Raw genomic sequence first — 24,938 nt, 5'->3', positions numbered from 1 at the left:
ATGTAACCTGTAAAAATTAATACAGAATCCACCTACAACATCCTCAAAAAATCATTTCTATCAATTTCACGAGCACCTAAACTTTCTAAGTGTTCGTTATGTACTTGGCAATCTATGAGTTTGTAATCGCCTTTTTTGGCTAAGTGAATAAAAGCAACTTTACTCATATTACTTGCTTTGCTAAACATACTTTCGCCACAAAAAACACCGTTTCCGGTATCAACTCCGTATAAACCAGCTACGAGTTTATCATCCATCCAAACCTCTATAGATTTTGCGATTCCTTTTTCGTGCAAATTAATATAAGCATTTTCCATATCGTCGGTAATCCACGTTCCTAACTGATCATTTCTATCAATATGGCGACAATTAAAAATCACCTCTTTAAACGCTTTATTTTCGGTAATAGCAAAACCTTCTTTTCGCAATACTTGGCGCATCGATTTAGAAACTTTTACCTCTTGCGGAAATAAAACCATGCGTTCTGGTGGCGAATACCAAACAATTGGTTCACCTTCATTAAACCATGGGAAAATTCCGTTTTTATACGCATGTATTAACCTTTTGGCAGATAAATCTCCACCAAATGCCAAAACACCATCTTCATTTGCGAATTCGTAAGGCGGAAACACTATTTCTTCAGGTAACCAAATCATATATCTAATTGTAAATTTTAATAAACGCTGTCAATTCGAGTGAATTTCACGATTAAAATGAGTGAAATTTGTATCGAGAATAAGAGTTTCACTTAAAAAACTAGTTCTCGATACTATTTTATATCGTTTTCACTTTATAAAACCACTCGTACTGACATTACTAAAACCATCGTAGTTAAGTTAATTATAATTGCAAAGATAGCATAGTTAATATCAGAATAACTGATAAAAAAACTGCTTTGATTTCATTTTTTATAATTCTTGCAGAAATAAAAACGTATCAATTCAATTTTGCATAATTTTGCAACATGGTAAAAGAACTTCAACTACGCGTTAATTTAATAGAAGAAAAGAAAGAAGATATCTTAAAAAAGAAAGCTTCTAGAAAATTAGACATCGCTATTACGAATATAACTACTGTAAAAGTGTTGCGTAAATCTATCGATGCGCGTAAAAAAGACGTGATTTTTAATTATAAAGTAGCGGTTTATATTAACGAACCTTTACCAGATACTCCTGATTATCTTTTTGATTATCAAGATGTATCTAACGCAAAAGAAGTTCATATTATTGGTTTCGGGCCAGCAGGAATGTATGCTGCGCTTCGTTGTATAGAACTTGGTTACAAGCCAATTGTTTTAGAGCGTGGTAAAAATGTACAAGATCGTCGTAGAGATTTACGTGCTATTAATCAAGAGCATTTTGTAAATGAAGATTCTAATTACTGTTTTGGTGAAGGTGGTGCCGGAACGTATTCTGACGGAAAATTATATACCCGTAGTTTAAAACGTGGTGATGTTCGTAAAATATTCGAAAATTTGGTACACCATGGTGCTGCTGAAGATATTTTAATTGATGCGCATCCGCATATTGGAACTAACAAATTGCCGAAAATCATTCAGAATATTCGTGAGAATATTATAAAATATGGTGGTGAAGTTCATTTTGATACCCGTGTTACCGATTTTGTTATTAAAAACAGTAAGCTACAAGCCATACAATTGCAAAACGGAAATGAAATGACTGTGAATTCAGTAATTTTAGCAACTGGGCACTCGGCAAGAGATATTTACGAATTGCTTGATAGGAAAAATATTTTATTAAAAGCTAAATCATTTGCAATGGGAGTTCGTGTAGAGCATCCACAAGAAATTATAGATCAAATTCAATACAACTGCTCAGGCCAAAGAGATGAGTTATTACCTGCCGCAGCATATAGTTTAGTACATCAAGTAAATGAAAGAGGCGTATATTCTTTTTGTATGTGTCCTGGTGGATTTATAGTGCCGGCTGCAACTGCAAACGGAGAAGTTGTTGTAAACGGAATGTCGCCTTCGCGTAGAAATAACAAATTTGCCAATTCAGGAATTGTTGTTGAAATTAATATCGACAAAGACTTGTACAAATATGAAAAATTCGGAGCGCTTAAAGGTTTAGAATATCAGAAGGATTTAGAAAAATTAGCTTTTAACGCTGGTGGAAAAAGTCAGGTTGCCCCTGCCCAACGTTTAACCGATTTTGTAGAAGGTAAATTATCATCTAGTTTAAATGAAACTTCTTATCAGCCAGGTTTAAACTCAGCACCAATGCATTCTTTATTGCCAAAGTTTATTGGTAGTAGGTTGCGTAAAGGTTTTGATGCTTTTGGAAGAAAAATGCACGGTTATTATACTGCCGAAGCAAATATTATTGGAGTTGAATCTCGTACCTCATCTCCAGTAAATATCCCTAGAAAAGAAAGCTTAGAACACCCACAAATAGAGGGTTTATTTCCTTGTGGAGAAGGTGGTGGTTATGCAGGCGGAATTATATCAGCAGCAATGGATGGAGAGCGCTGTGCTGAAGCTGCAACTGCTAACTTATAATTAACGATATTTCTTTGATTTATTTCTAATTACCTTGTATTTTTGCATTCTCTAAAAGAGACCCAGAGAAACTAGGAGATGAAAGTTAAGAAAAGAAGAAATAAAAAGAATGTAAAACCACATGTTGAGCGGTTACACAACTACTACCAACGTACTGGTTTTTACATGTTTATTTGGGAAAGTTTAAAAAAAGCTCTTTGGCCAATAGTAGCTGCAGTTTTAGGTATATTTTTATTTAATAAATATGTTTACAATATTAACGACGGTTTACAAACGGTTACCGAAACTTTTTCTAGACTAGGTGTATTAACTACTTTTTTCATTTCTGAAACAATACTAGGTTTAATACCACCAGAAATTTTTATTGCTTGGTCTAAAAAAACAGCAGATCCTGTTTTAAACTTATCATTATTAGCAACACTTTCTTATTTTGGTGGATTAACTGCTTATTTTATAGGGAGAGCTTCTTTAAAAATTGCTTCTGTAAAACTTTACTTAGAGGTTAAAATGGCTAAAAACCTTAAAAACACCAGTAAATGGGGTGGCTTTTTAATTTTAGTAGGTGCATTATTACCATTGCCTTTTGCAATTAGTTGTTTGACAGCAGGTATGATTAAATATCCTTTTAAAAACGTAGTATTATTTGGACTATTTCGTTTTTTACGTTTTGCCATTTACGCTTGGGCCATTTTTAAAATGGTTAATTAAAACAAAAAATATATTATTACTATGGGATTATCTAACAACGATATTTTTAAAAAATTAAGAGTAGCTCACAAATTTCGTGATACTGATATTATTGAAATCTGTGCTTTGGTTGACTTTAAAGTTTCTAAAGGTGAGTTAGGTGCTTTTTTTAGAAATGAAGAGCATCCTAAATATATGGAATGTGGTGATCAAATTCTTAGAAATTTCTTAAACGGATTAGTCATTCACTTAAGAGGACCAATGCCTAAAAAAGAAAAATAAAAATTACATAATATAAAATAATAAAAGCCTTCTGATATAATTATCAGAAGGCTTTTTCCCTTAAACACATTTTTAGTCTCTAGCTAATAAATGATACCTCAAATATATATCAACTTAGCTGTGCAACAAAAGGGATATCCGCATTTAAAAGTGTGGTTTTCCGTAAAATGCAAAAAGAGAGCCTTTAGCTCTCTTTTTTATATGTATTCCTTTTTTATATTAAAAAGGTAAATCGTCTGGTTCGTTAGCAGATAAATCTGGTGCTGGTTGAAACTGATCTACAGGTGGTGTATTTTGAGAAGAAGCTTGTGCTAAACTCTCAATTCTCCATCCTTGAATAGAGTTGAAGTACTTTGCAACTCCTTCTGGGTTAATCCACTCTCTACCTCTTAAGTTAATAGATACTTTTACATCTTGACCAACAGCATAACTATTTAAAACATCACATTTATCCTGTACAAATTCAATCATAATCATTTGTGGATATTGCTCATCTGTAGTAACAACTAATTCACGTTTTCTAAACCCACTTGCTCCAAATGTTTGTGTTTCGTTAATTAATTTAATCTTCCCTATAACTTCCATATTCTTATCTATTTAATTAAAAGCACTTTCCAAGCACTTTCTACATCATTACTCTTTAAATAATCTTGTGCAAATGTATGTTTTTTTTCAGTTGAAAGCGAAACATATTTTGGGTGTTCTTTCGCAAAGTTATTAACAGTTTCCTCATTTGGTAGTTGTTCCACATTACCTAACATCCCTAAATTATTACCTGTTAAAACAGCACTATTTCTAATTTCAATCGGTATTTGATCTACACCAATTCCTAAAGTTGAAATTGGTTTTGCTATTTCAAAAAAACCATCTCTTGCTCTAGAGTAGTAGTTTCCTCCTGCCCTAGCAACTAAGTCTATTTTATGTTGATCTATACTTCCGTCTTCAGCTAAAACATTTTCGTTAATATGTAACTTAACCACTTCGCAAACAATTAAATTTCCTGCGCCTCCTTCGGTTCCTGTATAAATAATATCGGTTACTTTACATTCAAATTGTACTGGCGATTCAGCAACTCTAAAAGGCTTTACTTCATCAGAAGGTAGCATTGTAAATCCTGCTTTTTCAAACTCATTTACACCTTTCGGATACATCGTACTGCTTAACGACATTTGTTGTACAATATTATAATTCACCACATTAATAACCACTTCTCTTGTTTCTTCAGCGTTGTCTAACGTGTGTTTTGTTTTATTACCTCTTACACTTCGTGCTGGAGAAAAAATTAACATTGGCGGATTGGCTCCGAAAACATTAAAAAAACTAAACGGTGATAAATTCGGATTTCCTTCTTTATCAATAGTACTTGCAAAAGCAATAGGTCTTGGTGCTATAGCGCCTAATAAATAACTATGTAATTTACCTACAGGTAATTCTTTAGGATCGAGTGACAACATATATATTCTTTTTAGATGTAAATATACTACCGTTTTACAAATTAAGTTATTGTATAGAATAGTTTATATTTGACTAATGACATTTTTTAAGAATACTTATTGGATAAAACGCCTTACTGTTTTAGTATCTATAGTAATCGTTTCGTTTATTTTATGGAACACTTATGTTTTTTTTCAAAAATTTAAGGAAGAAGAAAGGGGAAAAATAGAAATATTTGCTGCCGCCTTTAAAGAACTTGCCTCTAATCCCGATTTAAACGAAAACACCAACTTAATAAACAAGGTTTATGAAACGATTGAAAACATTCCTACAATTCTTGTAAATAAAGATGGAACAATTGATTTATATAGAAATTTAGATATTGTTAAGTCTAAAGATCTTAAATATCTTCAAGAGCAGTTAGCGCTCATGAAAGATCAGAACGAGCCTATTATTATTGAGTATTTCGGAATTACACAATATCTTTATTATCGAAATTCCGATTTATTATACAAACTTAAATACTATCCGTTAGCATTACTTTTAATACTTGGTCTTTTCTTAACCATTGTTTATATGGTGTATAAATCGAGTAAAGTTGCCGAACAAAATAAACTTTGGACAGGTATGGCCAAGGAAACTGCACATCAAATAGGCACACCGTTATCTTCCTTATTAGGTTGGATTGCTATTTTAAGATCTGAAGATGTAAACGAAGAATATATTGTTGAAATTGAAAAAGATGTTGATCGTTTAAGTACCATTGCCAATCGGTTTTCTAAAATTGGCTCTCTTCCTAAATTAAAAAAATACAATATTGTTTCAGAAACACAAGCAGCCTTTAATTACTTAAAATCTAGAAGTTCTAAACAAATTAATTTTTCTTTTTCTTCGGATAAAGAAACACTTTTGGCGTTGTTAAATATTGAATTGTATGGTTGGGTAATAGAAAATTTAATTAAAAATGCCATTGATGCTATGCAAGGAAAAGGTAGCATTTCACTTGAAATTAAAGAAACCAATAAATTTGTTAAAATTGTAGTTACCGATTCTGGTAAAGGAATTGCAAAATCTCAATTCAAGCAAATATTTAAACCAGGTTTTACCACAAAAAAACGTGGTTGGGGCTTAGGCTTATCGCTCTCTAAACGCATTATTGAAGATTACCATAGCGGAAAAATAATCGTTAAAAAATCTGAAATAAACAAAGGAACTACTTTCGAAATTATGTTAGACAAAGTTTAAAATAATTACTGCTGCTTTGTATCCTCTTCTTTTACATTAACCCGAACTAGTTTCAAGTTCTCCTCATAACCTGGTTGTTTGTAATACTGATGTGATTCTGAAATAAATTCAGATAAAAGCGCTGATACTTAGTTTTGATTCAAATTAGATATTTCTTTTAAGTTTAGTTTTCTTTAAAATCCTTTCTATAAGAATACCCATAAAACACACCTACAGTAAGCCAGATTATCGCTCCAATTAATACTCTCTTTAATATTATTTCCTTCTCTGTAATAAAAGGCAATAATAATTCTCCTACTAAAAACAACTTAAAAGCCATTTTTAATCCTGCTTTCTGCCATTTTTGTAATTTCATATTAACTAAAATTATTAGAAATGTTTTTTGCTATGGTAACAAACTCATCATTTGTTAATTTTTCTTTTTCTATAAATTGAATATCAGCCATGGTGTTTAACGGAATTAAATGCACATGTACATGCGGCACTTCTAATCCGATTACACTCATTCCAACACGTTTACAAGGAATTGTTTTTTCTATCGCTTTTGCTACGCGGTAAGAGAAAGACATCAACCCGCTATATTCTTCTTTCGTTAAATCGAAAATCTTATTTTCTTCTCTCTTAGGAACCACCAAAGTGTGTCCTTTTGCATTTGGATTCACATCTAAAAAAGCGATAAAACTTTCATCTTCTGCGATTTTATATGAAGGAATTTCTCCTAAGATTATTTTGGTGAAAACACTTGCCATAATTTTTGTTTTTTTTGTAAAACTATATATATTTAATTCAAAACTCAATATCAGTACTTCTTTCTAAATTTATTTCAGAATCTCATATAATAAAACAGCTGATCGTAATGAGAACCTGAAACAAGTTCAGGTTCACGTATTAATCAAAAATAAAAAAAGTGCTGCAATTGCAACACTTTTATCAATAAATATTTTTTTAAAAAAAAGAGGTTATCTAGAAATCTCCATAATTTCAAATTTCATTATTCCGTTAGGCACCTGAATTTCGGCGATATCTCCTACTTTATTACCTAACAATCCTTTTCCTATAGGTGAATTTACTGATAATTTTCCGTTTTTTATATCTGTTTCAGAGTCTGCCACCAAAGTATAGGTAAACTCCATACCGTTTGTAGTGTTTTTTAATTTCACTACTGAATGAATCAATATTTTAGAAGTATCTAATTGACTTTCATCAAGAATACGCGCACTTGCTACTACATTTTTAAGTTGTGCAATTTTTGTTTCTAATAACGATTGCTCTTCTTTTGCCGCATGGTACTCTGCATTTTCACTTAAATCTCCTTTATCTATAGCATCACCAATTTCTTGAGAAACTCTTGGTCTTTCAGTATGCTCTAAATGTGACAACTCATCTTTTAATTTCTTTAATCCTTCTGCACTATAATATGATACTTCACTCATAATTTCTAAACTTTAAAAATCTCATACCGATTAGGAATGAGATTGCTCTACAAATATACAAAATATTTGTAAATTCGTACCGTTACCTATATAACTCTATTTTAAAATAATGAAAAAAACACTTTACCTATTTATTATAATAATTACTTTGGGGTGTAGCGACAATACACCTGTTAATAATTGTTTTAGAGGAATAGACATGAATGCTATTATCGACTTAACATTACCTGAATTTCAGGGTTTACTGGTTCCTAGTGGTAGCTCTCAAAACACAATTCAAGGCCGTAATGTTTTCCTTTTTAGAACAGGTATTAATGGTTATAAAGCTTTCGATCAGCAATGTCCTGAAGTTACTTGTAACTCTTTAATGACTTTTAACGGCGTGCAAATTACATGCCCTTGTGACGAAAAACAATACAACTACTTAGCAGATGGCGCACCAATTGATAACGAAGGCTGCTCTGCCCTAATGTATCTTGTTACTAAAGTTAGCGCTTCGCAATTAAGAATATCTCGTTAATTGTATTTATACTATACTTTAGATTCTTATTTTTGCGATAACAACAACACACTAAAATATTTATCTTGAAAAATTATTTTTCTTCAGACTTTAAATTGGGCGTTCTCGGTGGCGGACAATTAGGTAGGATGTTACTTACCGAAACTCAAAAATTTGATATTCATACCTTAATTTTAGATAAAAATCCGGAGGCTCCTTGCGCACAAATATGCAATGAGTTTCATCAAGGAGATTTATTTGATTTTGATACCGTTTACAACTTCGGTAAAAAGGTAGATTTATTAACAATCGAAATAGAAAATGTAAATATTGATGCGCTCGAAAAACTACAGGCAGAAGGTTTAACTATTTATCCGAAGCCCGCTAATTTGAGAATAATTCAAAATAAAGCACGCCAAAAATTATTTTACAAAGATCATCAAATTCCTACTGCCGATTTTTCTCATTATGCTTTTCTAGAAGAGCTAAAACACTCTTATGAAAACAATATTATTGAGTTTCCTTTTGTATGGAAATCTGCACAATTTGGTTATGATGGCACCGGTGTAAAAGTAGTTCGCACTTATGAAGATTTACAATCATTACCCGAAGGAGAATGTATTGCTGAAAAACTGATTCCTTTTAAAAATGAATTAGCCGTTATTGTTGCCAGAAATTCTAATGGATCAGTAAAAACATACCCTGTCGTTGAAATGGAATTTCACCCAGAAGCAAACCAGGTTGAATATGTAATTTGCCCTGCAAGAATAGATTCTAAAGTAGCAGAAAAAGCGAGAGAAATAGCGTTAAAAGTAGCAAGTACTTTCGACTTCGTCGGATTATTAGCTGTTGAAATGTTTCAAACCAATGATGATAAAATCATAGTAAACGAAGTAGCACCAAGAACACATAATTCAGGGCACTATTCAATTGAAGCTAGTTATACAAACCAGTTCGAACAACATGTACGCAGTATTTTAAACCTTCCTTTAGGTAATACAGAAAGTAAAGTTGCCGGGATTATGGTAAACTTAGTAGGAGAAGAAGGTTATACAGGAGATGTAGTTTATGAAAACATGACTGAAATCTTAAAAATAGACGGAGTAACACCACATATTTACGGAAAAAAAACAACCAAGCCTTTTCGGAAAATGGGGCACGTTACTATTGTTAATAAAGACATTAATGAGGCGCGAAAAATAGCGCAACAAGTAAAAGAAACAATTAGAGTAATATCTAAATAATACGTCATTACGAGTATAAACGAAGTAATAATATAACAACAAATTATTTCATCATAGAACGCTCGAAATGATACAAAACATAAAAAATCAAGCTGAATTTATTTCAGCTTCTCACCCAAATTAATGAGATTCTGAAACAAGTTTAGAACCTCATTTTAAAACATAAATTATGGTAGGAATTATAATGGGAAGTGATTCAGATCTTCCAATCATGCAAGAAGCAATCGATATTTTAGAAGGTTTTGATATTCAAATAGAAGTAGATATTGTTTCTGCTCATAGAACACCAGAAAAATTAGTTGATTACTCTAAAAACGCACATACTCGCGGTATAAAAGTAATTATTGCCGGTGCCGGTGGTGCTGCTCATTTACCAGGAATGGTAGCAAGCATGAGTCCGTTACCTATAATCGGAGTTCCTGTAAAAAGCAGAAATTCTATTGATGGATGGGATTCTGTTTTATCAATTTTACAAATGCCAGGTGGTGTTCCTGTTGCAACTGTTGCTTTAGATGGTGCTAAAAATGCAGGTATTTTAGCGGCTCAAATTATTGGTGCTTCAGATAAATGCGTTTTAGATAAAATAATCGCATACAAAGAAGGCTTAAAATTAAAAGTTGAGCAAGCTTCAGAGAGAGTAAGAAAATAATCATTTGTCTCATCGAGCGCAGTCGAGAGGTTCTATTTAGATCTCGACTGCGATCGACCTGACATAAACATTAAAAAATGAATCCACTTTTACAAGATTTTAATACGCCTCCTTTTTCTAAAATTGCAAATGCAGACTATATACCTGCCATTGAAGAAGGAATAAAAATAGCCAAAGCAGAAATTGATTCAATTGTAAATAATACTGAAGCTCCTACTTTTAATAACACCACAGTAGCTTTAGACTTTTCAGGCGAAAAACTAAATAAAATCACCTCTATTTTCTTCAATTTAAACTCAGCAGAAACTAATGATGAAATTCAGAAAATAGCACAAGAAATTTCTCCTTGGCTAAGTGAATTCAGAAATGACATCACATTAAATGAAGCGTTGTTTAATAGAGTGAAAACTGTTTTTGACACGAAAAAAAACTTAGATTTATCTCCTGAACAACACACGTTATTAGACAAACAATATAAAAGTTTTGCTAGAAACGGAGCTAACTTAAACGAGACTGATAAAACTGAATTACGTAGTATTGATGCTGAATTATCTAAACTATCATTAAAATTCGGAGAAAATGTATTGGCAGAAACCAATGCTTTTGAAATGCATTTAACTGATGAGAATGATTTATCTGGTTTACCAGAAAGTGTAAAAGAAGCGGCTAAGGAAATAGCAGCGTCAAAAGAGAAAGATGGTTGGGTTTTCACTTTAGATTACCCAAGTTATATTCCGTTTATGACCTATGCAAACAATAGAGAACTACGTAAAAAATTAGCAATTGCTGCTGGTAAAAAAGGATTTCAACAAAACGAATTTAATAACGAAGAAACTGTTTTAAACATTGTAAAACTTCGTCATAAAAGAGCCAATTTATTAGGCTATAAAACACACGCTCATTTTGTTTTAGAAGAACGAATGGCAGAAACACCTGGGAAAGTTTTATCTTTTTCTAACGATTTATTAGCGAAAGCAAAACCTGCCGCAAAACGTGAATTTGATAATTTAGCCGCTTATGCTAAAAAATTGGATGGCATAACGCAACTTCAAAAATGGGACGGTGCTTATTACGCAGAAAAATTAAAGAAAGAACTATTTTCTTTAGATCAAGAATTGCTAAAACCTTATTTTAAATTAGAAAATGTAATTGACGGTGTTTTTGAAATTGCAAGTAGATTATTCGACTTACAATTTGAAGAAATCAACTCGATTGACACCTATCATGAAGATGTAAAAACGTACAATGTTACCGATATTAACGGAAATTTTGTATCGCATTTTTATGCAGATTTTCATCCGAGACCAGGAAAAAGAAATGGTGCATGGATGACCTCTTATAAATCTCAACAAATTAAAAATGATGTTAATGAGCGTCCGCAAGTTTCTATCGTTTGTAATTTTACTAAACCAACTGAAACAAAGCCTTCTTTATTAACTTTTAACGAGGTTACTACGCTGTTTCATGAATTTGGTCATGCTTTACATGGCATGTTAGCAAACACAACGTATAACAGTTTATCAGGAACTTCGGTTTCTTGGGATTTTGTAGAATTGCCTAGTCAGGTTTTAGAAAATTGGTGTTACGAAAAAGAAGCTTTAGAGTTATTTGCTAAACATTATGAAACCGGTGAAACGATTCCGATGGAATATGTTAAAAAGATAAAAGAATCGGCAAGTTTTCATGAAGGTATGCAAACCTTACGGCAGTTAAGTTTCGGTTTGTTAGACATGCAATGGCACGGTGGTGAATCAGCTGAAACAATTACTTCTGTTAAAGAATTTGAAACAAAAGCTTTTGCTGACACGCAATTATATCCTGATGTTGATGAGAATTGTATGAGTACGGCATTTTCTCATATTTTTCAAGGCGGTTATTCTGCTGGATATTATTCTTATAAATGGGCAGAAGTTTTAGATGCTGATGCTTTTGAGTATTTCTTAGAAGAAGGAATCTTTAATAAAGAAGTTGCCGATAAATTTAAAAATAATGTACTTTCTAAAGGTGGAACCGAAAAACCAATGGAGTTATATAAACGCTTTAGAGGAAAAGAACCAAAACCAGATGCGCTTTTAAAACGTGCTGGACTTTTAGGATAAAATGTCACTTCGAGCGCAGTCTAACTAACTTTACAATTGTAACATTAAAAGTTCTCGACTGCGCTCGAACTGACACTAATTTATAATTACTTGTTCTTCTCTTCAATCCACTTGCTCATGTATTTTGTAGCTTGTAAGGTTTGATGCTGCAATAAACTTCCAAGAAAATTTTGTTGACGATGTTCAATTAAGTTTTCTTGGATTTTTTTTAGTTGATTTATAAAAAACGGTTCAATATTATTTTTATCATAAATAGCATTGATAATTGCTATTCCGTTTAACTGAAACTCTTCCCATAATTTCTCATTAGAATATAATGTAATCGCTTTGTTAGAAAATGCTTCAAAATCATCCTCTATAAAACCATTCCAATCGAAACCATCATGCATTCCTTCTGCTCCGATATTTGTTGTTACACTTGGCGTTCCGCATAGCATCGCTTCGGTAAGTTTCCCTTTTATTCCTGCTCCAAAACGGATAGGCGCTAAAACAACTCTGGAGTTTCTCACAACTTGCATGGCATCTTCAGCAAAGCCTTTTACGATAAAACCTTCTTTTTTATTATGTAACTGATTTATTTGTTGCGTTGCATACGCTCCGTAAATATGAATTTCCGTTTTCGTTAGTTGCTTTCGAATCGATTTCCATAGTAATTTAAGTTGTAAAACAGCATCTACATTTGGTTGATGAAAAAAGTTGCCTATAAAAACAAAATGCTCACGTTCTTTAAAAGGCTTCCAGTTTTCAATAACCTTATCATCAATTTTATCTAATAAAAAAGGAAGATGATAGAGTAAATTTTCATCAATCTTAAAAACCTCTTTAAGTAATTTTACTTCATAAGAAGAAATAATTAAACTTAAATCGCATCGCAATATCGATGCTATTTCTCGTTTTGCATCCGTAGAGTTTAACAAAGCATCCGTAGAAAAAATTGCTCCTTTTTTTAATTGTTGATGACGGGTTTTACGCAAAAAATGTAAATCTTCAGTATCCAAAATTCTTAAAGCATCCGGACAATTTTCTGCCACACGCCACCCGAATTGTTCCTCCATCATAAAACGATCAAACAGCACCATAGACGGATTTAATTCAGAGATATAATCATCAAAAGAAGTATTATTCAATTCAATTGAAACTTCATTTACACCTAACTCAGTTAAATGAATTGCTTTTTCACTTTTTTGTGCTGGCGAAGCAAATGTTATTTTATAATTATTCTTTAAAAACAATTCAATTAATTGCAACATTCTACTTCCTGCCGCAGAAGAACTTGGCTCTACCCAAACATACCCAATAATTAATAGTTGTTTCATATTGGTTTCAAAGTTAAAATAATTAATGTTATTTATTGATAAAAAGTAATCGAAAACATACTTCAGCAAATCAACTATTATGTGTAATTTTGCAGTTATTATTCTGAAAAACAAAATATAAACTGATAAAACGTTAAATTTTATCAGACAAACATAAACAATAAAAACACGACTTATGAAATACGATTTAATCGTTATTGGTTCTGGTCCAGGTGGATATATTGCTGCCATTAGAGCCGCTCAATTAGGATCTAAAGTAGCTATCATCGAAAAATATTCAACTTTAGGTGGTACCTGTTTAAACGTAGGATGTATTCCTTCTAAAGCTTTATTAGATTCTTCTCATCATTATTACGATGCTGTACATCATTTTGAAGAACACGGAATTACTGTTGAAAAGCCTTCTTTCGATTTCGGAAAAATGGTAGACCGTAAAGCTAATGTTGTAGAAACTACCACAGGCGGAATTAAATATTTAATGGACAAGAATGATATTACTGTTCATGAAGGTCTAGGTTCTTTTGAAGATGCAACACATGTAAAGGTTACTAAAAACGACGGAACTTCTGAAGTTATTGAAGGTACAAACATTATTATTGCTACAGGTTCTAAACCATCTACATTGCCTTTTATCTCTTTAGATAAAGAGCGCGTTATAACATCAACAGAAGCTTTAAAACTTAAAGAAGTACCAAAACACTTATTAGTAATTGGTGGTGGAGTAATCGGTTTAGAATTAGGTTCTGTTTACAAGCGCTTAGGTGCTGATGTAACTGTAATTGAATATGCTCCGAAAATTACACCTACCATGGATGCTGACATTTCTAAAGAACTTCAAAAAGTTTTAAAGAAACAAGGTATGAAGTTTAACACCAGCCATGGTGTTACTTCTGTAGAAAGAAACGGAGATGAAGTTGTTGTAAAAGCAACCAATAAAAAAGGTGAAGAAGTTACTTTTAACGGAGACTATTGTTTAGTTGCTGTTGGTCGTAAAGCTTTTACAAAAGGATTAGGATTAGAGAAAGCAGGCGTTAAGCTTACTGACAAAGGAATGGTTGATGTAAATGAGCATTTACAAACTAGTGTTTCTAATATTTTTGCTATTGGTGATGTTGTTCGTGGAGCAATGTTAGCGCATAAAGCTGAAGAAGAAGGTGTTGTTGTTGCTGAATTTTTAGCAGGACAAAAACCACATATCGATTATAACTTAATTCCTGGTATTGTGTATACATGGCCAGAAGTTGCTGCTGTTGGAAAAACAGAACAAGACTTAAAAGATGCTGGTGTTGCCTACAAAGCTGGTAAATTTTCTATGCGTGCTTTAGGAAGATCTAGAGCAAGTGGAGATACTGACGGATTTGTTAAAGTATTGGCTGATAAAAATACGGATGAAGTATTAGGAGTTCATATGGTTGGTGCACGTGTAGCCGATTTAATTATGGAAGCTGCCGTAGCAATGGAATTTAGAGCTTCTGCTGAAGATTTAGCAAGAATATGTCATGGGCATCCAACATATTCAGAAGCTGTTAAAGAAGCTGCAAAAGCTGCTTGGGACGGAAAACCTTTAAACGCTTAACACAAAGCTTTAAAATATATTTTTAAAAAAGCAATCTCGTTTGAGATTGCTTTTTTTTGGTTTATTATTATTATTGCCAATAAATAAATTGTTACAAACTATAAAACTTGAGTTATGAAAACTAAAAAAATAAATTACTGGCATGTTTTAATCGCTTTTATAGCCATTATGCTAATAACTGGCTATGCTTTTGACCTTGGAGAAGCTTTGGGAAAAGCGATGGCTAGTTAAAGCTTATTAGCTAAGAAGAGCTCCTAAAAATAGATAAGTTATAACTTTATAATAAAGCACAAAAAAAATCCGAACTCAATGAGTTCGGATTTTTTATATTTTAACTTTTCTGACTACTGAATTCCGTAAAAAGAACTCATGTTATCTTCAATATTAGAAGCTTTTTTAATTGCTTCATACATTTGAAAAGATTTGTTTTTTCTTTCGTTTACTAAACGTTTTCTATAAGAATCGTAATTTGGCAAAGCTGTTGGTAATGTTTTTGATGTTACCTCAAAAGCAAATACCCCTTTATCTCCTGCCACGTTTTTAACAACAGTGTTTTCTTTAGCGTTTAACATTGCCCCTACTACTTTAGGCTCAAACCCTACACCCGAAATTGTTGGTGATTGTAAGTTAACATCTGCAGCATTTTTAACATTTACATCTACAGATTTAGCTATTTCTGCTAACGTAGCTCCGCTAATTTTAGCTTCTATTAATTTTGCTTTTCTTTGGTTTGTTAAAATAGGACGAACTCTTGAAATTGCTTTTTCAACTGGCATTAAACCTTTTTCAGTTTTACCTGTTAAAACAGCTACTACATATCCTCCATCAACATCAAAACGCTTAGAAGCTCCTTCGTTTACCTCTGTATCAAAAGACCAAGTAATAATTTGTCTTTCGTTACCAATTCCTGGTACAACTTCATCTAAAGGTTTTAAACCAACTGCTGGCTGAGAAACTAAATTCTTTTCTTTTATAACTTCATCAAAGTTTTTACCGTTTGATAAATCTAAAGAAAAAGTTTCAGCATTTTGAAAAATTGCATTTTCTGTAGCTTCTGATGCTTCAATCTTACGTGCAAATGTTGCTAATTTTACAACTGTTTGAAAATTCTTCTGACCATCAACTTTCATTACGTGAAAACCAAATTGAGATTGTACAACGCTCATATCTCCTTTTTCGCCTTCAAAAGCAAAGTCTCTAAAAGCTGGCACCATTCTGTTGTAACCGAACCAGTCGTAGAAACCTTCTTTGTCAGCAGAACCTTTATCTGAAGAAAACTCTTTTGCTAAAGCTCCAAATTTAGATTTGTTAGCTTTTAAAACAGTTAATAAACTATCAGCAGTATTCTTAGCTTCTTCTTCTGTTTGTGTTACCGTTGCATCTGCACTAGCTGAACCCACAAAAGGAATTAAGATATGACTTGCCTGAGCTGAATCTGGTAATTGAACAACCTTTGTAATTTTAGATAATTTAAAGTGGTTTGCGTCTTTATATGGCCCGAAAACATCGCCTTCTTTACCATTAAAAATTTCTTCAGCAATTACTTGTGGTACTTGAACCTTAAACTTGTAATTGTTATCTAAAGCGATATCAGAATCGTTTTCTGATAAAAACTCAGCATAATTAGTAGTGTTCTTTAATCCTTTAACAGCTATGTTAGCACCTGTTACTGAATCTTCAATTAACTTAGCAACTTCTGCTTTAACAGCAACTTCATCTTCAGCTGTAGGTTTGATATCAAACTTTACAAATTTAATATCTCTAGATGCTGTTACCTGAAATTGATTTTCGTACTTACTTATGTAATTTTTAATGTCGCTTTGTTTTAAAACAACTAAATCATCAGCAATTGTAGTATAAGGTACGTAAACATATTTACCAGAAACCTTTGTGTTTTCAGTTAAATATTGCGCTTCACCTTCTTTTAAAGAAGCTCCTAAACCTGCAGATACTAAAGTATCGTATGCTGCTTTTTCAAGTTCGTTCTTTAAAGAAAACATATAGTTTTGCCAATTACTCCAATCAGCTCCGTTTTCTTCTTTAATAGTTGCTAAGAACTCTTTAAGTTTATTTTTATCTAAAAGACCTGCACTTTGAAATCTTGGGTCGTTTTGAATAAACGGAGTTTCATACAATCTATTCATTATATCAGCATCACCAACAGTAACTCCTGCTTCTTCTAACTGAGTTTTGTATATTTTTTGTCTGATAATGTTATTCCAAACAGTTTTTGCTGCTTGCATTTCAGAAACGCTATTGCCTGTTTGTGCTTTATAAGCATCTAAAGCTTCTGCAAATTCTTGGCGTGAAACAGCTTCACCGTTTACTTCACCAATTTCATTTACTTTACTCGCATTAAAAAAATCTGATATTGTAGAAGGGTCTAATACAAAAGCAAAAAGTGCTAAACCAATTACAAGAATTAAGAACATTGAACGTTCTCTAATTTTCGATAAAATTGCCATACGTTATTTATTTTATTTACAGTGAGCGAAAATACAATTTCATAGTAAACAAAGCAATGTTTTTTTAAGCTGTTTTTTTTTGATTAAGAATCTATGCAGAAAAGCACGTTTTAATCTTCTATATCGACCACCTTTAAGTACAGATCATCAATTTTTGTAGCGCTTACTTTTAGTATTTTAATATAAAATTTATCGATGTGTAAAATTTCATCTTGCTCAGGTATCGTTTCGGTATGATCAATAATAAAACCACCCAACGTTTCATAAGCTTCTTCTTTAGGTATATTTAAATCGTATTCTTCATTTAAATAATCAACTTCTAATCGTGCAGAAAATTTAAATTCTTGTTCGCTTATTTTTTCTTCTAATAATTCTTGACTATCATGCTCGTCTTCAATCTCACCAAATAATTCTTCTACAACATCTTCTACTGTTATAATTCCTGATGTACCACCATATTCATCAACCACTATTGCAATACTTTTTCTTTTCTTTATTAAGCCATTTAAAACATCGTTAATAATCATCGATTCTGGCACAAATTCTACCGGTAATAATATTGATTTAATAGAAATCGGATTTTTAAATAATTCGAAAGCACTTACATAACCTAAAATATCGTCAAAAGAATTTTTATATACCAAGATCTTAGATAAACCTGTTGCTATAAACATATTTTTTAGATTCTCGACAGACTCATGTATATCAATTGCCATAATTTCTGTACGAGGCACCATAATTTCTCTGGCTTTTACCTTGTGAAATCCTAATGCATTTTGAAAAATTTGGATTTCTAAATCAATTTTATCCTCGTCGTTTCCCCCATCTAGTTGTTCAGAAATATAATTCCCTAATTCTTCTTTACTAAATTCTTTTTTAGCTTCTGCTTCTCTTATTCTAAAAAAAACAAATAAGAAAAAATCTGAAATCTTGGTGATAACCCAAGTTATCCCGTAAAACAATAAATAAAAAACATACGCTGGTACCACAAAAAGCTTAAGCATTTCATTTGCGTAAATTCTAAATATAGTTTTGGGTAAAAACTCTGCCGTTACTAATATAATAAGGGTAGAGATTATTGTTTGTGTAAAAAGATTTAAATCATCTAACAAATAATTTATTAATGTAATATTTGTAGGCAATGCTGTTTGAAACCAATTCATTAACAACTGCCCCATAAAGTAACTATATATTACCAATGCTACATTATTACCTACCAACATCGTTGTTATAAATTTCGATGATTTTCGGGTAAGAATTGTTAATATTTTAGGTAAAAAACCTTCTCTCTTTTTCTCTAGCTCAATATGTAATTTATTAGCTGAAACAAAGGCTATTTCCATACCAGAAAAAAAGGCTGAAAATAGTATAGAACTAAGAATTATAATGATTTCAAATTCCATTAACGTTGTTGATTTCTCTTTTCAACTTTTCTTCTAAAATGACGTTTAAAGAAGAATATTAAAGTTATAAAGATACCAAATCCAAATCGAATAAGCGCATCTTGTTTGCTTGTACTCCACTGAAAGGCTCCTTCAATAAAAAACAATGCACCAATTACTAGGTAACCGTACTGTAAATACTTCCAAAATGTATTCATTCTATTTTATTTTTGATTCGTTTGAATTTCACCTGTAATGTCTTTTGCTATCCATTTTGTAAGGCTTTCTTCAGATTCAAAACCAAAACCATTAACAGTATCTCTTAATGTTGTTAACCTAAAGCCATCTTCAGTAAAAAAGTAATGTTCTTTTTGATCCCAAAACAATTGATTGGTTTCTAACTTTCTGTTTCCAGAATGATTTAAGATTACCACATTTCCTTTAATTTCAGAAACACCCGTTTTACTATATGATAACGCATAGTTACCGGTGATTGTAGTAGAGTCTTTTCCTGTTTTATCAATAGTAACAATTTTTATTCCTTTAGGAAATTCGCTATATGGATGCTCCTCTCTATTAGAAAAATCATAAAAAAGAGATGCTTTTGTTTTTGAAGTAATTTTACCAGAATCTTTTTTAATGTGATAAATATTTATTGCCTTTCCTACAGGCATATTTTTATCCGCTAAAAAATCTCGTACTTCTTGTTTTGAATTTACACAAGAAAAAAGCATTGCCACCAAAAAAATGGCAGCAATGCTTTTATGTATATTTATTGAGTATGATTTCATCTAACTCTATTATGGTACACGAACTGTTTCACCAATCCAACAACCAATTTTATGACTAGCTCCTGAAGCAATACCTTTTTGAAATATTAATTTCTTTGATGGTACATTTTTAGTATAACTAGAAATATATCTATTCGCACCACAACCTGGATCAACTCTTTTAGCTTTTAATGCTTTATTTAAAGCTGCTACGTAAACCATTCTTTTTTCAAATTCATCACTACCACAAGAGTTTGCACTATTCTGATATAAACTTGCAATAAATAAGTACGCTTTACCCATGTTTGGGTTATATCTTAATGCTTCGTAAGCTAAAGATCTTGCTCTACTTCCGCTAGTATTCTGCGCTTCTCTTAATTTATACTTTGCCTTTACAAAAGGATCTGTTTCTAAATCAAATGCTTTCTTTTTCATTTCAGCTGCACCACTTCTATCTCCATTTTTAGCCAAAACCCCAGCTAAGAAGTTGTAAGCATCAGAAGACTGTGTAGTTTCAGCATAAGCATTTGCTAACTTCTCAAATAAAGGATCTGTTTGACAACCTTTGTTATACATTCTAGAAACTGCTCTTTTTAACCAAACACCATCTGTTTTTTTACCTTCAAAATCTCTAGTGTAAATAGGAATTAATCGTTCACAAGTAGCTATTTTAGAAATCATAGCATCTAAACCACCCTCAACCTGTCCTAAAGAACTAGAGTTGATTGTAAAAGCTTTTAAATTTCTTTTCTCTCTAGCACTAATAGTCCCTAAAGAATCCTTTTCTTGTAATTTAGCTACTTTCTTGTTATAGTCCTCTAATTTCTCTTCTACAGATTCCATTACATCATCATAAGTATCAAATACTTTTTGAGGATCGGTATCTTTATTTACCTCTGCTATAGTTTCAAAATATCTAAAGATATTTTTAACACCCATATCTTTAGGTGAAATATCATATGCTTTTTTTAAGATTTCGAAAACTTCTTCGTCTGTTGCTAATTTATTTTCAATTAAATAACTTGCATAATCACTATGTAATTTTGCAGCTCCATTTTCAGGGAAGTTTACTAATCTTGTTTCATAAACTTTCTTTGCTAATACAGGGTCTTTTAATTTCTCTGCTACTCGCTCTCCATACTTGTATATATTAACTGACAGCTTAGGGCAGTTGGTTAATAAATAATCTAAATTTTCTTTAGCAGCTGCATACTTCCCTGTAGTTGCATCACCTTTAAAAAGATTATACTTTACGTTACATTCTTGACTAGCTTGTGCTTTAACACCATTTACGGCTACGAACAAAAATAAACCTGTTAGTAAATACGTAATTTTTTTCATCTTGTATCAGTTTTTTTTATTAATCTATTTCTCTTTTCTGGAACCAATTAAGGTCATTTAATGATAAACTTAATCTAACATTAAAATACTCTTCTTTTACTAAGCTATTGCTTGATGTTCCTTTTTGCCCATATTCAAATCCAATATTTACATTAGATAATTGTCTTGGCAATGGTAATCCTAACCCAACATTTATGCCAAAGTCGTTAATTGAAGTAAAATCATTTGTAGTCTTAACTAGCAAACCGGTTTCCTCAAAACGCAAACCTGCCCTATAAGTAACTCTATCCCAATAACTTGATATTGAATTTACTTTTGGAATATAATAACCTCCTATTGACAATTTATTTGAATCATCATATTTGTAACCTCCACCATCTGAAATTAATGAGCTGTTACTACTTAACGCACTTTGAAATTGCTGGTTAATACCTACATACCATTTGTTCTCCTTTCCTAAACCTACTCCGAAAACAGTTTTTACAGGAATGTTTATATCTCCGCTTACAGCTCTATTAAAAAGTTCATCTCTTTGAATATCTTGTCCAGAAAACGAATACATTCTTTCGTTACCATTTGCAGATAAATCGCTATTTAAAGTAATTGATGCCCCAGTAAAAAAGTTTAATTTATTCTTCAACTCTCTTCTGTATTGAGCACCTAATTTAAACTGACCTCCTCTTATATTTACAGACTCTTCATGCTTTGTGCCTAAAGCAACATCAGCTCTTTGATTTATAATGCTATTATCAAGATTACCAAAAATATACCCTGCTTCAATACCTAACGAAAGTCCCTCTAAAACATACATACCAAAACTAGCATATATTTTATTAGTACCTCCTTCTCCTCTAAATAGGGTAACCTCTTCATCATTCTGATTATTTAATAAAGAATAACCAACTGATGAAAATGGTTGTAACCCAACAGAAACCCCTGCTTTTTCCCCTAACGGAAAACCTAAAGAGATATAACGCAAATTGGTTGACTTACCAGATTGTGATGCATTTCCTTCTTTTATAGTTAGAAAACTCATATTTCCTCCTATACCATATGTAGCCGCTCTTAAATCTGCATTTGAAGCTGGGTTTGTAAAATTTAAGTGGTGATTATCTTTTAATGCAACTCCAATACCTCCCATAGATGCTTGCTCTACAGTAACTGCTTCAAAATTTTCTCCAATTCCAAAATAAGAATAAGGTGACGCACTATTTCTTTGTGCTGATATTGTTACTGCGCTAAGCACAAGTATTCCTAATATAAATCTCTTAATCATTCGTTAAATTATATGTCAAAACGGTATGTAATCCTTCCAAAACAAAATTTGGATGGGCAAATATGCCACTTTTTAATTGCTTAGCCAAGAAATATGTGTCTCCTCCTGTTAAAACAATTGTTAAATCTCCATACTTTTTTTGATATTGATTGATAACGCCTTCAATTTCATTAATTACGCCGTTTACAACACCCGAATGTATTGATGTGTTTGTGTTTGTGCCTATAAAACTAAATACTTCACTCAACCCTAGCAATGGTAATTTAGCTGTATAATCATGTAATGCCTTATACCTCATTGAAATACCTAAAGAAATTGCGCCACCTAAATATTCGTTTTTATTATTGATAAAATCGAAAGTAATGCAAGTTCCTGCATCAATAATTAAAACATTTTTTTGTGGATATTTTTCTGCTGCTGCTGCTGCTAATGCAATTCTATCAACCCCTAAAGTTTTTGGTGTTTCGTATTTATTTATAAAAGGAATTTTAATATCGGAGTTTAAAAAGATCGGATTTAACAAATCAGTGATTTCTTTTAGTGATTTTTCTGATATATTAGACACAGAAGACACAATAGAACTTGAAATTGAAAAAGTTTTAATAATTTTTTTCAATTCAAATACAATTTCTGCCTTGCTAAAAACAAAAACTTCTTTGATTGTATTCAACTCAAAAACAGCTGCTTTAACTCTTGTATTGCCAACATCGATAATTAAATTCATCTTTACATTTCTTAGAATTCAAATTTACAATACATTTTTTTTAAAACAAATGCTTTGTATAATTAAAAAACGGTTGTATATTTGCATCCGCTTAACGAAAGTAGCAAACTGGTGCCTTAGCTCAGTTGGTAGAGCAAAGGACTGAAAATCCTTGTGTCCCTGGTTCGATTCCTGGAGGCACCACTATAATTTTCTCAATTTAATTGTGAATTTTATTTTGTTACTTAAATAAGCATTCAACGGTGCCTTAGCTCAGTTGGTAGAGCAAAGGACTGAAAATCCTTGTGTCCCTGGTTCGATTCCTGGAGGCACCACCGAAAAAACCCGAACATTTGTTCGGGTTTTTTGTTTTTGAAACATAAAAAAACTCATTGTTATAGCAATGAGTTTTTAAGTTTTATTTTAATCTGAATTGCATTTCTACGGGTAAATGGTCTGAAGCTTGCTCAAAATCATTCAATACTTTTCCACTTACATATTCAATAGAGTTTTCTGTATAAAAAATATAATCTATTCGCTCGAAAGGATTTTTACTATTAAATGTATTTGAAGGATTTACAGCGTTAAAAGCTGCGTTTCCTATTCCGTCCATTTTAAATATTTTTTGAACTGCTGAATTCTCATCTCTTGCGCTTGAATTAAAATCGCCTAATAATATTGTTGGATATTTATCTTTATATTGATTAAACAGCTCTAAAACATACTCAAACTGACGCACTCGTGTTGACTTATCAAAAGCCTCTAAATGAATGTTTATTAACACCACTTCTTTTCCTTCTAGAACAACTTTTACAACTTGCGCCAATCTTTCTAAATACAAAGCGTCTCTATAAAAAGGATTGTCTGGTACACGTTCTAAAACAATGCGTTCGTACTCTTTTAATTTATATTTACTGATAATTGATTGCCCTGAGATTACTTTTCCGAAATGCATGCTTGGTGGCCAATACGGAAAAGGTACATAACGCTCATCCCAATTTACACCTCTTGCCGCATAATTATATCCTAAATTCATAAACGCTTCTTCCTGATCTACGTTATAAGATCTTGAAGCCTTATAGTCAATTTCCTGAAAAGCAATAATATCCGGATTTACTTTTTTAAGTTCACTTTCTACCTTTTGCTGATTTTTATCAAACAACTCTTTTGGTTTTGCTACCGGTAAGTTATTTGTCATTCCACTTAAATAACCAACATTATAAGTTACAATACTATATATTGAATCATTTTTTACAACTGGCGAGTTTTCTTTTTCTATTAATTTAGTATACTCTTTTTCATCTATTGATGGTGATGATGCCCAGAAAAAAAAGAGCACAGAACCTACAAACATTAATAAAAGCAGCTTTAATAAAAATTTGACTGTATTTTTCATAAAAATTAAAGAAATGTTAAAGTTACTTTCAAATTTAAACTTTTTTAAAGAAGCATAGTCATAGATGTATAAATAATTAAAAAACTTAAATTTTATAAATATGAAAAAATTAGTAACAGTATTGGTTTTAGCAATTGGGTTTACATTAACAACTCAAGCTCAAAAAGGAAAAAGAAGTAACGTAGCGCAATTAACTGTGCAACAACAAACTGAGTTAGCGGTTAAGAAAATGACTTTAAAGTTGGATTTAACAGCTTCTCAGCAGCGAGATATTGCTCCTTTATTAACTGAAAAAATTGCAAAACGTAAAGAAATGCATCAGAAAAGAAAGGCAATGAAGGAAAGTGGCGAAAAAAGAGCCAAACTATCTACCAATGAACGTTTTGAAAAACAAAATAAAATGCTTGATGCTCAAATTGCTTTTAAAGCTGAAATGAAACGTATTTTAAACAAACAACAATACGAACGTTTCGAAAAAATGAGTGCAAAGAAAAAGCATAATGCTAAAAGGAAAACGAAACACAGAAAAGGTTTAAAAAAAGAACATAGAGAAAACCAAGAAAAATAATATTGATTGATAGTAGGTTAGTTTTGATTAAAAGCTCAGTTTTGGAAACAAA

The 24,938-nt window shown here is 31.8% G+C and carries 25 protein-coding genes and 2 tRNA genes; 12 read left to right on the top strand and 15 right to left on the bottom strand.

The genetic code is table 11. The annotated features are described in order from the left end of the window. Positions 1 to 32: 32 nt before the first annotated feature. Positions 33 to 656 (bottom strand): leucyl/phenylalanyl-tRNA--protein transferase, encoded by a 624-nt coding sequence (aat, locus tag AC28QF_RS05010; protein ID WP_488200469.1) that lies wholly within the window; start codon positions 654 to 656, stop codon positions 33 to 35. Between the two features lie 308 nt (positions 657 to 964). Between aat and AC28QF_RS05005 the strand changes: the two genes are divergently transcribed. The 3 genes from AC28QF_RS05005 to AC28QF_RS04995 all read left to right on the top strand — a co-directional run bounded on the left by AC28QF_RS05005 (position 965) and on the right by AC28QF_RS04995 (position 3,490). Then, on the top strand, positions 965 to 2,521 hold the full coding sequence (locus AC28QF_RS05005) for an NAD(P)/FAD-dependent oxidoreductase (protein WP_488200470.1): 1,557 nt from the start codon (positions 965 to 967) through the stop codon (positions 2,519 to 2,521). Between the two features lie 78 nt (positions 2,522 to 2,599). Beyond that, the gene (locus tag AC28QF_RS05000; RefSeq protein WP_488200471.1) at positions 2,600 to 3,229 is read left to right on the top strand and encodes a YqaA family protein; all 630 of its coding nucleotides are present in this window, start codon (positions 2,600 to 2,602) and stop codon (positions 3,227 to 3,229) included. A gap of 21 nt (positions 3,230 to 3,250) precedes the next feature. Continuing rightward, positions 3,251 to 3,490, top strand: a complete 240-nt coding sequence (locus tag AC28QF_RS04995; protein WP_483706943.1) for a DUF1456 family protein — start codon at positions 3,251 to 3,253, stop codon at positions 3,488 to 3,490. A 219-nt stretch (positions 3,491 to 3,709) separates the two neighbouring features. Here AC28QF_RS04995 and AC28QF_RS04990 read toward each other — a convergent pair whose 3' ends face one another. Both AC28QF_RS04990 and AC28QF_RS04985 read right to left on the bottom strand, forming a co-directional pair. Continuing rightward, entirely contained in the window at positions 3,710 to 4,075 is a 366-nt protein-coding gene (locus tag AC28QF_RS04990; protein ID WP_488200472.1) for a DUF3127 domain-containing protein, read from the bottom strand. Positions 4,076 to 4,083: 8 nt separating this feature from the next. Continuing rightward, positions 4,084 to 4,944 (bottom strand): flavin reductase family protein, encoded by an 861-nt coding sequence (locus AC28QF_RS04985; RefSeq protein WP_488200473.1) that lies wholly within the window; start codon positions 4,942 to 4,944, stop codon positions 4,084 to 4,086. A 76-nt stretch (positions 4,945 to 5,020) separates the two neighbouring features. On the opposite strand from AC28QF_RS04985, the gene AC28QF_RS04980 reads away from it, so the two are divergent. Then, complete coding sequence (locus AC28QF_RS04980; RefSeq protein ID WP_488200474.1) at positions 5,021 to 6,169, top strand: sensor histidine kinase; 1,149 nt, start codon at positions 5,021 to 5,023, stop codon at positions 6,167 to 6,169. A gap of 163 nt (positions 6,170 to 6,332) precedes the next feature. On the opposite strand, the gene AC28QF_RS04975 is transcribed toward AC28QF_RS04980, so the two are convergent. The 3 genes from AC28QF_RS04975 to greA form a co-directional block, all read right to left on the bottom strand. Then, complete coding sequence (locus tag AC28QF_RS04975; RefSeq protein ID WP_488200475.1) at positions 6,333 to 6,524, bottom strand: hypothetical protein; 192 nt, start codon at positions 6,522 to 6,524, stop codon at positions 6,333 to 6,335. Position 6,525: 1 nt separating this feature from the next. Beyond that, a complete protein-coding gene (locus tag AC28QF_RS04970; RefSeq protein ID WP_488200476.1) occupies positions 6,526 to 6,918 on the bottom strand; it encodes an HIT family protein in 393 nt (130 codons plus the stop codon). Between the two features lie 210 nt (positions 6,919 to 7,128). After that, complete coding sequence (greA, locus tag AC28QF_RS04965) at positions 7,129 to 7,602, bottom strand: transcription elongation factor GreA (RefSeq protein WP_488200477.1); 474 nt, start codon at positions 7,600 to 7,602, stop codon at positions 7,129 to 7,131. Positions 7,603 to 7,711: 109 nt separating this feature from the next. Here greA and AC28QF_RS04960 point away from each other — a divergent pair, with 109 nt between their 5' ends. The 4 genes from AC28QF_RS04960 to AC28QF_RS04945 all read left to right on the top strand — a co-directional run bounded on the left by AC28QF_RS04960 (position 7,712) and on the right by AC28QF_RS04945 (position 12,093). Beyond that, positions 7,712 to 8,122 (top strand): Rieske (2Fe-2S) protein, encoded by a 411-nt coding sequence (locus AC28QF_RS04960; RefSeq protein ID WP_488200478.1) that lies wholly within the window; start codon positions 7,712 to 7,714, stop codon positions 8,120 to 8,122. A 65-nt stretch (positions 8,123 to 8,187) separates the two neighbouring features. Further along, the gene (locus tag AC28QF_RS04955; RefSeq protein WP_488200479.1) at positions 8,188 to 9,345 is read left to right on the top strand and encodes a 5-(carboxyamino)imidazole ribonucleotide synthase; all 1,158 of its coding nucleotides are present in this window, start codon (positions 8,188 to 8,190) and stop codon (positions 9,343 to 9,345) included. Positions 9,346 to 9,514: 169 nt separating this feature from the next. Continuing rightward, the gene (purE, locus tag AC28QF_RS04950; RefSeq protein ID WP_488200480.1) at positions 9,515 to 9,994 is read left to right on the top strand and encodes a 5-(carboxyamino)imidazole ribonucleotide mutase; all 480 of its coding nucleotides are present in this window, start codon (positions 9,515 to 9,517) and stop codon (positions 9,992 to 9,994) included. 77 nt (positions 9,995 to 10,071) lie between these two features. Next, positions 10,072 to 12,093 (top strand): M3 family metallopeptidase, encoded by a 2,022-nt coding sequence (locus AC28QF_RS04945; RefSeq protein ID WP_488200481.1) that lies wholly within the window; start codon positions 10,072 to 10,074, stop codon positions 12,091 to 12,093. 86 nt (positions 12,094 to 12,179) lie between these two features. Here AC28QF_RS04945 and AC28QF_RS04940 read toward each other — a convergent pair whose 3' ends face one another. Then, on the bottom strand, positions 12,180 to 13,409 hold the full coding sequence (locus AC28QF_RS04940; RefSeq protein ID WP_488200482.1) for a glycosyltransferase: 1,230 nt from the start codon (positions 13,407 to 13,409) through the stop codon (positions 12,180 to 12,182). A gap of 175 nt (positions 13,410 to 13,584) precedes the next feature. On the opposite strand from AC28QF_RS04940, the gene lpdA reads away from it, so the two are divergent. Then, positions 13,585 to 14,985, top strand: a complete 1,401-nt coding sequence (lpdA, locus tag AC28QF_RS04935; RefSeq protein WP_488200483.1) for a dihydrolipoyl dehydrogenase — start codon at positions 13,585 to 13,587, stop codon at positions 14,983 to 14,985. 344 nt (positions 14,986 to 15,329) lie between these two features. Here lpdA and AC28QF_RS04930 read toward each other — a convergent pair whose 3' ends face one another. The 7 genes from AC28QF_RS04930 to AC28QF_RS04900 form a co-directional block, all read right to left on the bottom strand. Beyond that, positions 15,330 to 17,450, bottom strand: a complete 2,121-nt coding sequence (locus tag AC28QF_RS04930; RefSeq protein WP_488200484.1) for a peptidylprolyl isomerase — start codon at positions 17,448 to 17,450, stop codon at positions 15,330 to 15,332. Between the two features lie 110 nt (positions 17,451 to 17,560). Further along, complete coding sequence (locus AC28QF_RS04925) at positions 17,561 to 18,853, bottom strand: hemolysin family protein (protein ID WP_488200485.1); 1,293 nt, start codon at positions 18,851 to 18,853, stop codon at positions 17,561 to 17,563. Continuing rightward, positions 18,853 to 19,050, bottom strand: a complete 198-nt coding sequence (locus tag AC28QF_RS04920) for a hypothetical protein (protein ID WP_488200486.1) — start codon at positions 19,048 to 19,050, stop codon at positions 18,853 to 18,855. Before AC28QF_RS04920 ends, AC28QF_RS04925 begins: the two co-directional genes overlap by 1 nt. 6 nt (positions 19,051 to 19,056) lie before the next feature. Next, positions 19,057 to 19,623: an LPS export ABC transporter periplasmic protein LptC gene (gene lptC, locus AC28QF_RS04915; protein WP_488200487.1), complete on the bottom strand. Its 567-nt coding sequence runs from the start codon at positions 19,621 to 19,623 to the stop codon at positions 19,057 to 19,059. A 9-nt stretch (positions 19,624 to 19,632) separates the two neighbouring features. After that, positions 19,633 to 20,943, bottom strand: coding sequence for a hypothetical protein (locus AC28QF_RS04910; RefSeq protein WP_488200488.1), 1,311 nt, complete (start codon positions 20,941 to 20,943; stop codon positions 19,633 to 19,635). A 19-nt stretch (positions 20,944 to 20,962) separates the two neighbouring features. Then, the gene (bamG, locus tag AC28QF_RS04905) at positions 20,963 to 22,219 is read right to left on the bottom strand and encodes a BamG family beta-barrel-assembly machinery protein (protein WP_488200489.1); all 1,257 of its coding nucleotides are present in this window, start codon (positions 22,217 to 22,219) and stop codon (positions 20,963 to 20,965) included. Further along, entirely contained in the window at positions 22,212 to 22,943 is a 732-nt protein-coding gene (locus AC28QF_RS04900; protein ID WP_488200490.1) for a type III pantothenate kinase, read from the bottom strand. Before AC28QF_RS04900 ends, bamG begins: the two co-directional genes overlap by 8 nt. A 110-nt stretch (positions 22,944 to 23,053) precedes the next feature. On the opposite strand from AC28QF_RS04900, the gene AC28QF_RS04895 reads away from it, so the two are divergent. Further along, positions 23,054 to 23,126 (top strand) — tRNA-Phe (locus AC28QF_RS04895). 58 nt (positions 23,127 to 23,184) lie between these two features. Further along, positions 23,185 to 23,257 (top strand) — tRNA-Phe (locus tag AC28QF_RS04890). 83 nt (positions 23,258 to 23,340) lie between these two features. Here AC28QF_RS04890 and AC28QF_RS04885 read toward each other — a convergent pair. Further along, entirely contained in the window at positions 23,341 to 24,318 is a 978-nt protein-coding gene (locus AC28QF_RS04885) for an endonuclease/exonuclease/phosphatase family protein (protein ID WP_488200491.1), read from the bottom strand. Positions 24,319 to 24,418: 100 nt separating this feature from the next. On the opposite strand from AC28QF_RS04885, the gene AC28QF_RS04880 reads away from it, so the two are divergent. Next, positions 24,419 to 24,886, top strand: a complete 468-nt coding sequence (locus AC28QF_RS04880; RefSeq protein ID WP_488200492.1) for a hypothetical protein — start codon at positions 24,419 to 24,421, stop codon at positions 24,884 to 24,886. Positions 24,887 to 24,938 lie beyond the last annotated feature (52 nt).

The sequence above is a fragment of the Tenacibaculum sp. M1.3A genome (assembly GCF_057732375.1).
The sequence above is the reverse complement of the archived record's forward strand: the minus strand, read 5'-3'. Positions and strand labels throughout refer to the sequence as shown.

Bases quoted from the DNA above. Each gene is read 5' to 3' on its own strand.
- AC28QF_RS04970 (WP_488200476.1), bottom strand. From the start codon at position 6,918: ATGGCAAGTGTTTTCACCAAAATAATCTTAGGAGAAATTCCTTCATAT.
- AC28QF_RS05005 (WP_488200470.1), top strand. From the start codon at position 965: ATGGTAAAAGAACTTCAACTACGCGTTAATTTAATAGAAGAAAAGAAA.
- purE (WP_488200480.1), top strand. From the start codon at position 9,515: ATGGTAGGAATTATAATGGGAAGTGATTCAGATCTTCCAATCATGCAA.
- AC28QF_RS04885 (WP_488200491.1), bottom strand. From the start codon at position 24,318: ATGAAAAATACAGTCAAATTTTTATTAAAGCTGCTTTTATTAATGTTT.
- aat (WP_488200469.1), bottom strand. From the start codon at position 656: ATGATTTGGTTACCTGAAGAAATAGTGTTTCCGCCTTACGAATTCGCA.
- AC28QF_RS04940 (WP_488200482.1), bottom strand. From the start codon at position 13,409: ATGAAACAACTATTAATTATTGGGTATGTTTGGGTAGAGCCAAGTTCT.
- AC28QF_RS04985 (WP_488200473.1), bottom strand. From the start codon at position 4,944: ATGTTGTCACTCGATCCTAAAGAATTACCTGTAGGTAAATTACATAGT.
- AC28QF_RS04975 (WP_488200475.1), bottom strand. From the start codon at position 6,524: ATGAAATTACAAAAATGGCAGAAAGCAGGATTAAAAATGGCTTTTAAG.
- AC28QF_RS04990 (WP_488200472.1), bottom strand. From the start codon at position 4,075: ATGGAAGTTATAGGGAAGATTAAATTAATTAACGAAACACAAACATTT.
- lpdA (WP_488200483.1), top strand. From the start codon at position 13,585: ATGAAATACGATTTAATCGTTATTGGTTCTGGTCCAGGTGGATATATT.
- lptC (WP_488200487.1), bottom strand. From the start codon at position 19,623: ATGAAATCATACTCAATAAATATACATAAAAGCATTGCTGCCATTTTT.
- greA (WP_488200477.1), bottom strand. From the start codon at position 7,602: ATGAGTGAAGTATCATATTATAGTGCAGAAGGATTAAAGAAATTAAAA.
- AC28QF_RS04925 (WP_488200485.1), bottom strand. From the start codon at position 18,853: ATGGAATTTGAAATCATTATAATTCTTAGTTCTATACTATTTTCAGCC.
- bamG (WP_488200489.1), bottom strand. From the start codon at position 22,219: ATGATTAAGAGATTTATATTAGGAATACTTGTGCTTAGCGCAGTAACA.
- AC28QF_RS04880 (WP_488200492.1), top strand. From the start codon at position 24,419: ATGAAAAAATTAGTAACAGTATTGGTTTTAGCAATTGGGTTTACATTA.
- AC28QF_RS04900 (WP_488200490.1), bottom strand. From the start codon at position 22,943: ATGAATTTAATTATCGATGTTGGCAATACAAGAGTTAAAGCAGCTGTT.
- AC28QF_RS04910 (WP_488200488.1), bottom strand. From the start codon at position 20,943: ATGAAAAAAATTACGTATTTACTAACAGGTTTATTTTTGTTCGTAGCC.
- AC28QF_RS04920 (WP_488200486.1), bottom strand. From the start codon at position 19,050: ATGAATACATTTTGGAAGTATTTACAGTACGGTTACCTAGTAATTGGT.
- AC28QF_RS05000 (WP_488200471.1), top strand. From the start codon at position 2,600: ATGAAAGTTAAGAAAAGAAGAAATAAAAAGAATGTAAAACCACATGTT.
- AC28QF_RS04945 (WP_488200481.1), top strand. From the start codon at position 10,072: ATGAATCCACTTTTACAAGATTTTAATACGCCTCCTTTTTCTAAAATT.
- AC28QF_RS04930 (WP_488200484.1), bottom strand. From the start codon at position 17,450: ATGGCAATTTTATCGAAAATTAGAGAACGTTCAATGTTCTTAATTCTT.
- AC28QF_RS04960 (WP_488200478.1), top strand. From the start codon at position 7,712: ATGAAAAAAACACTTTACCTATTTATTATAATAATTACTTTGGGGTGT.
- AC28QF_RS04995 (WP_483706943.1), top strand. From the start codon at position 3,251: ATGGGATTATCTAACAACGATATTTTTAAAAAATTAAGAGTAGCTCAC.
- AC28QF_RS04980 (WP_488200474.1), top strand. From the start codon at position 5,021: ATGACATTTTTTAAGAATACTTATTGGATAAAACGCCTTACTGTTTTA.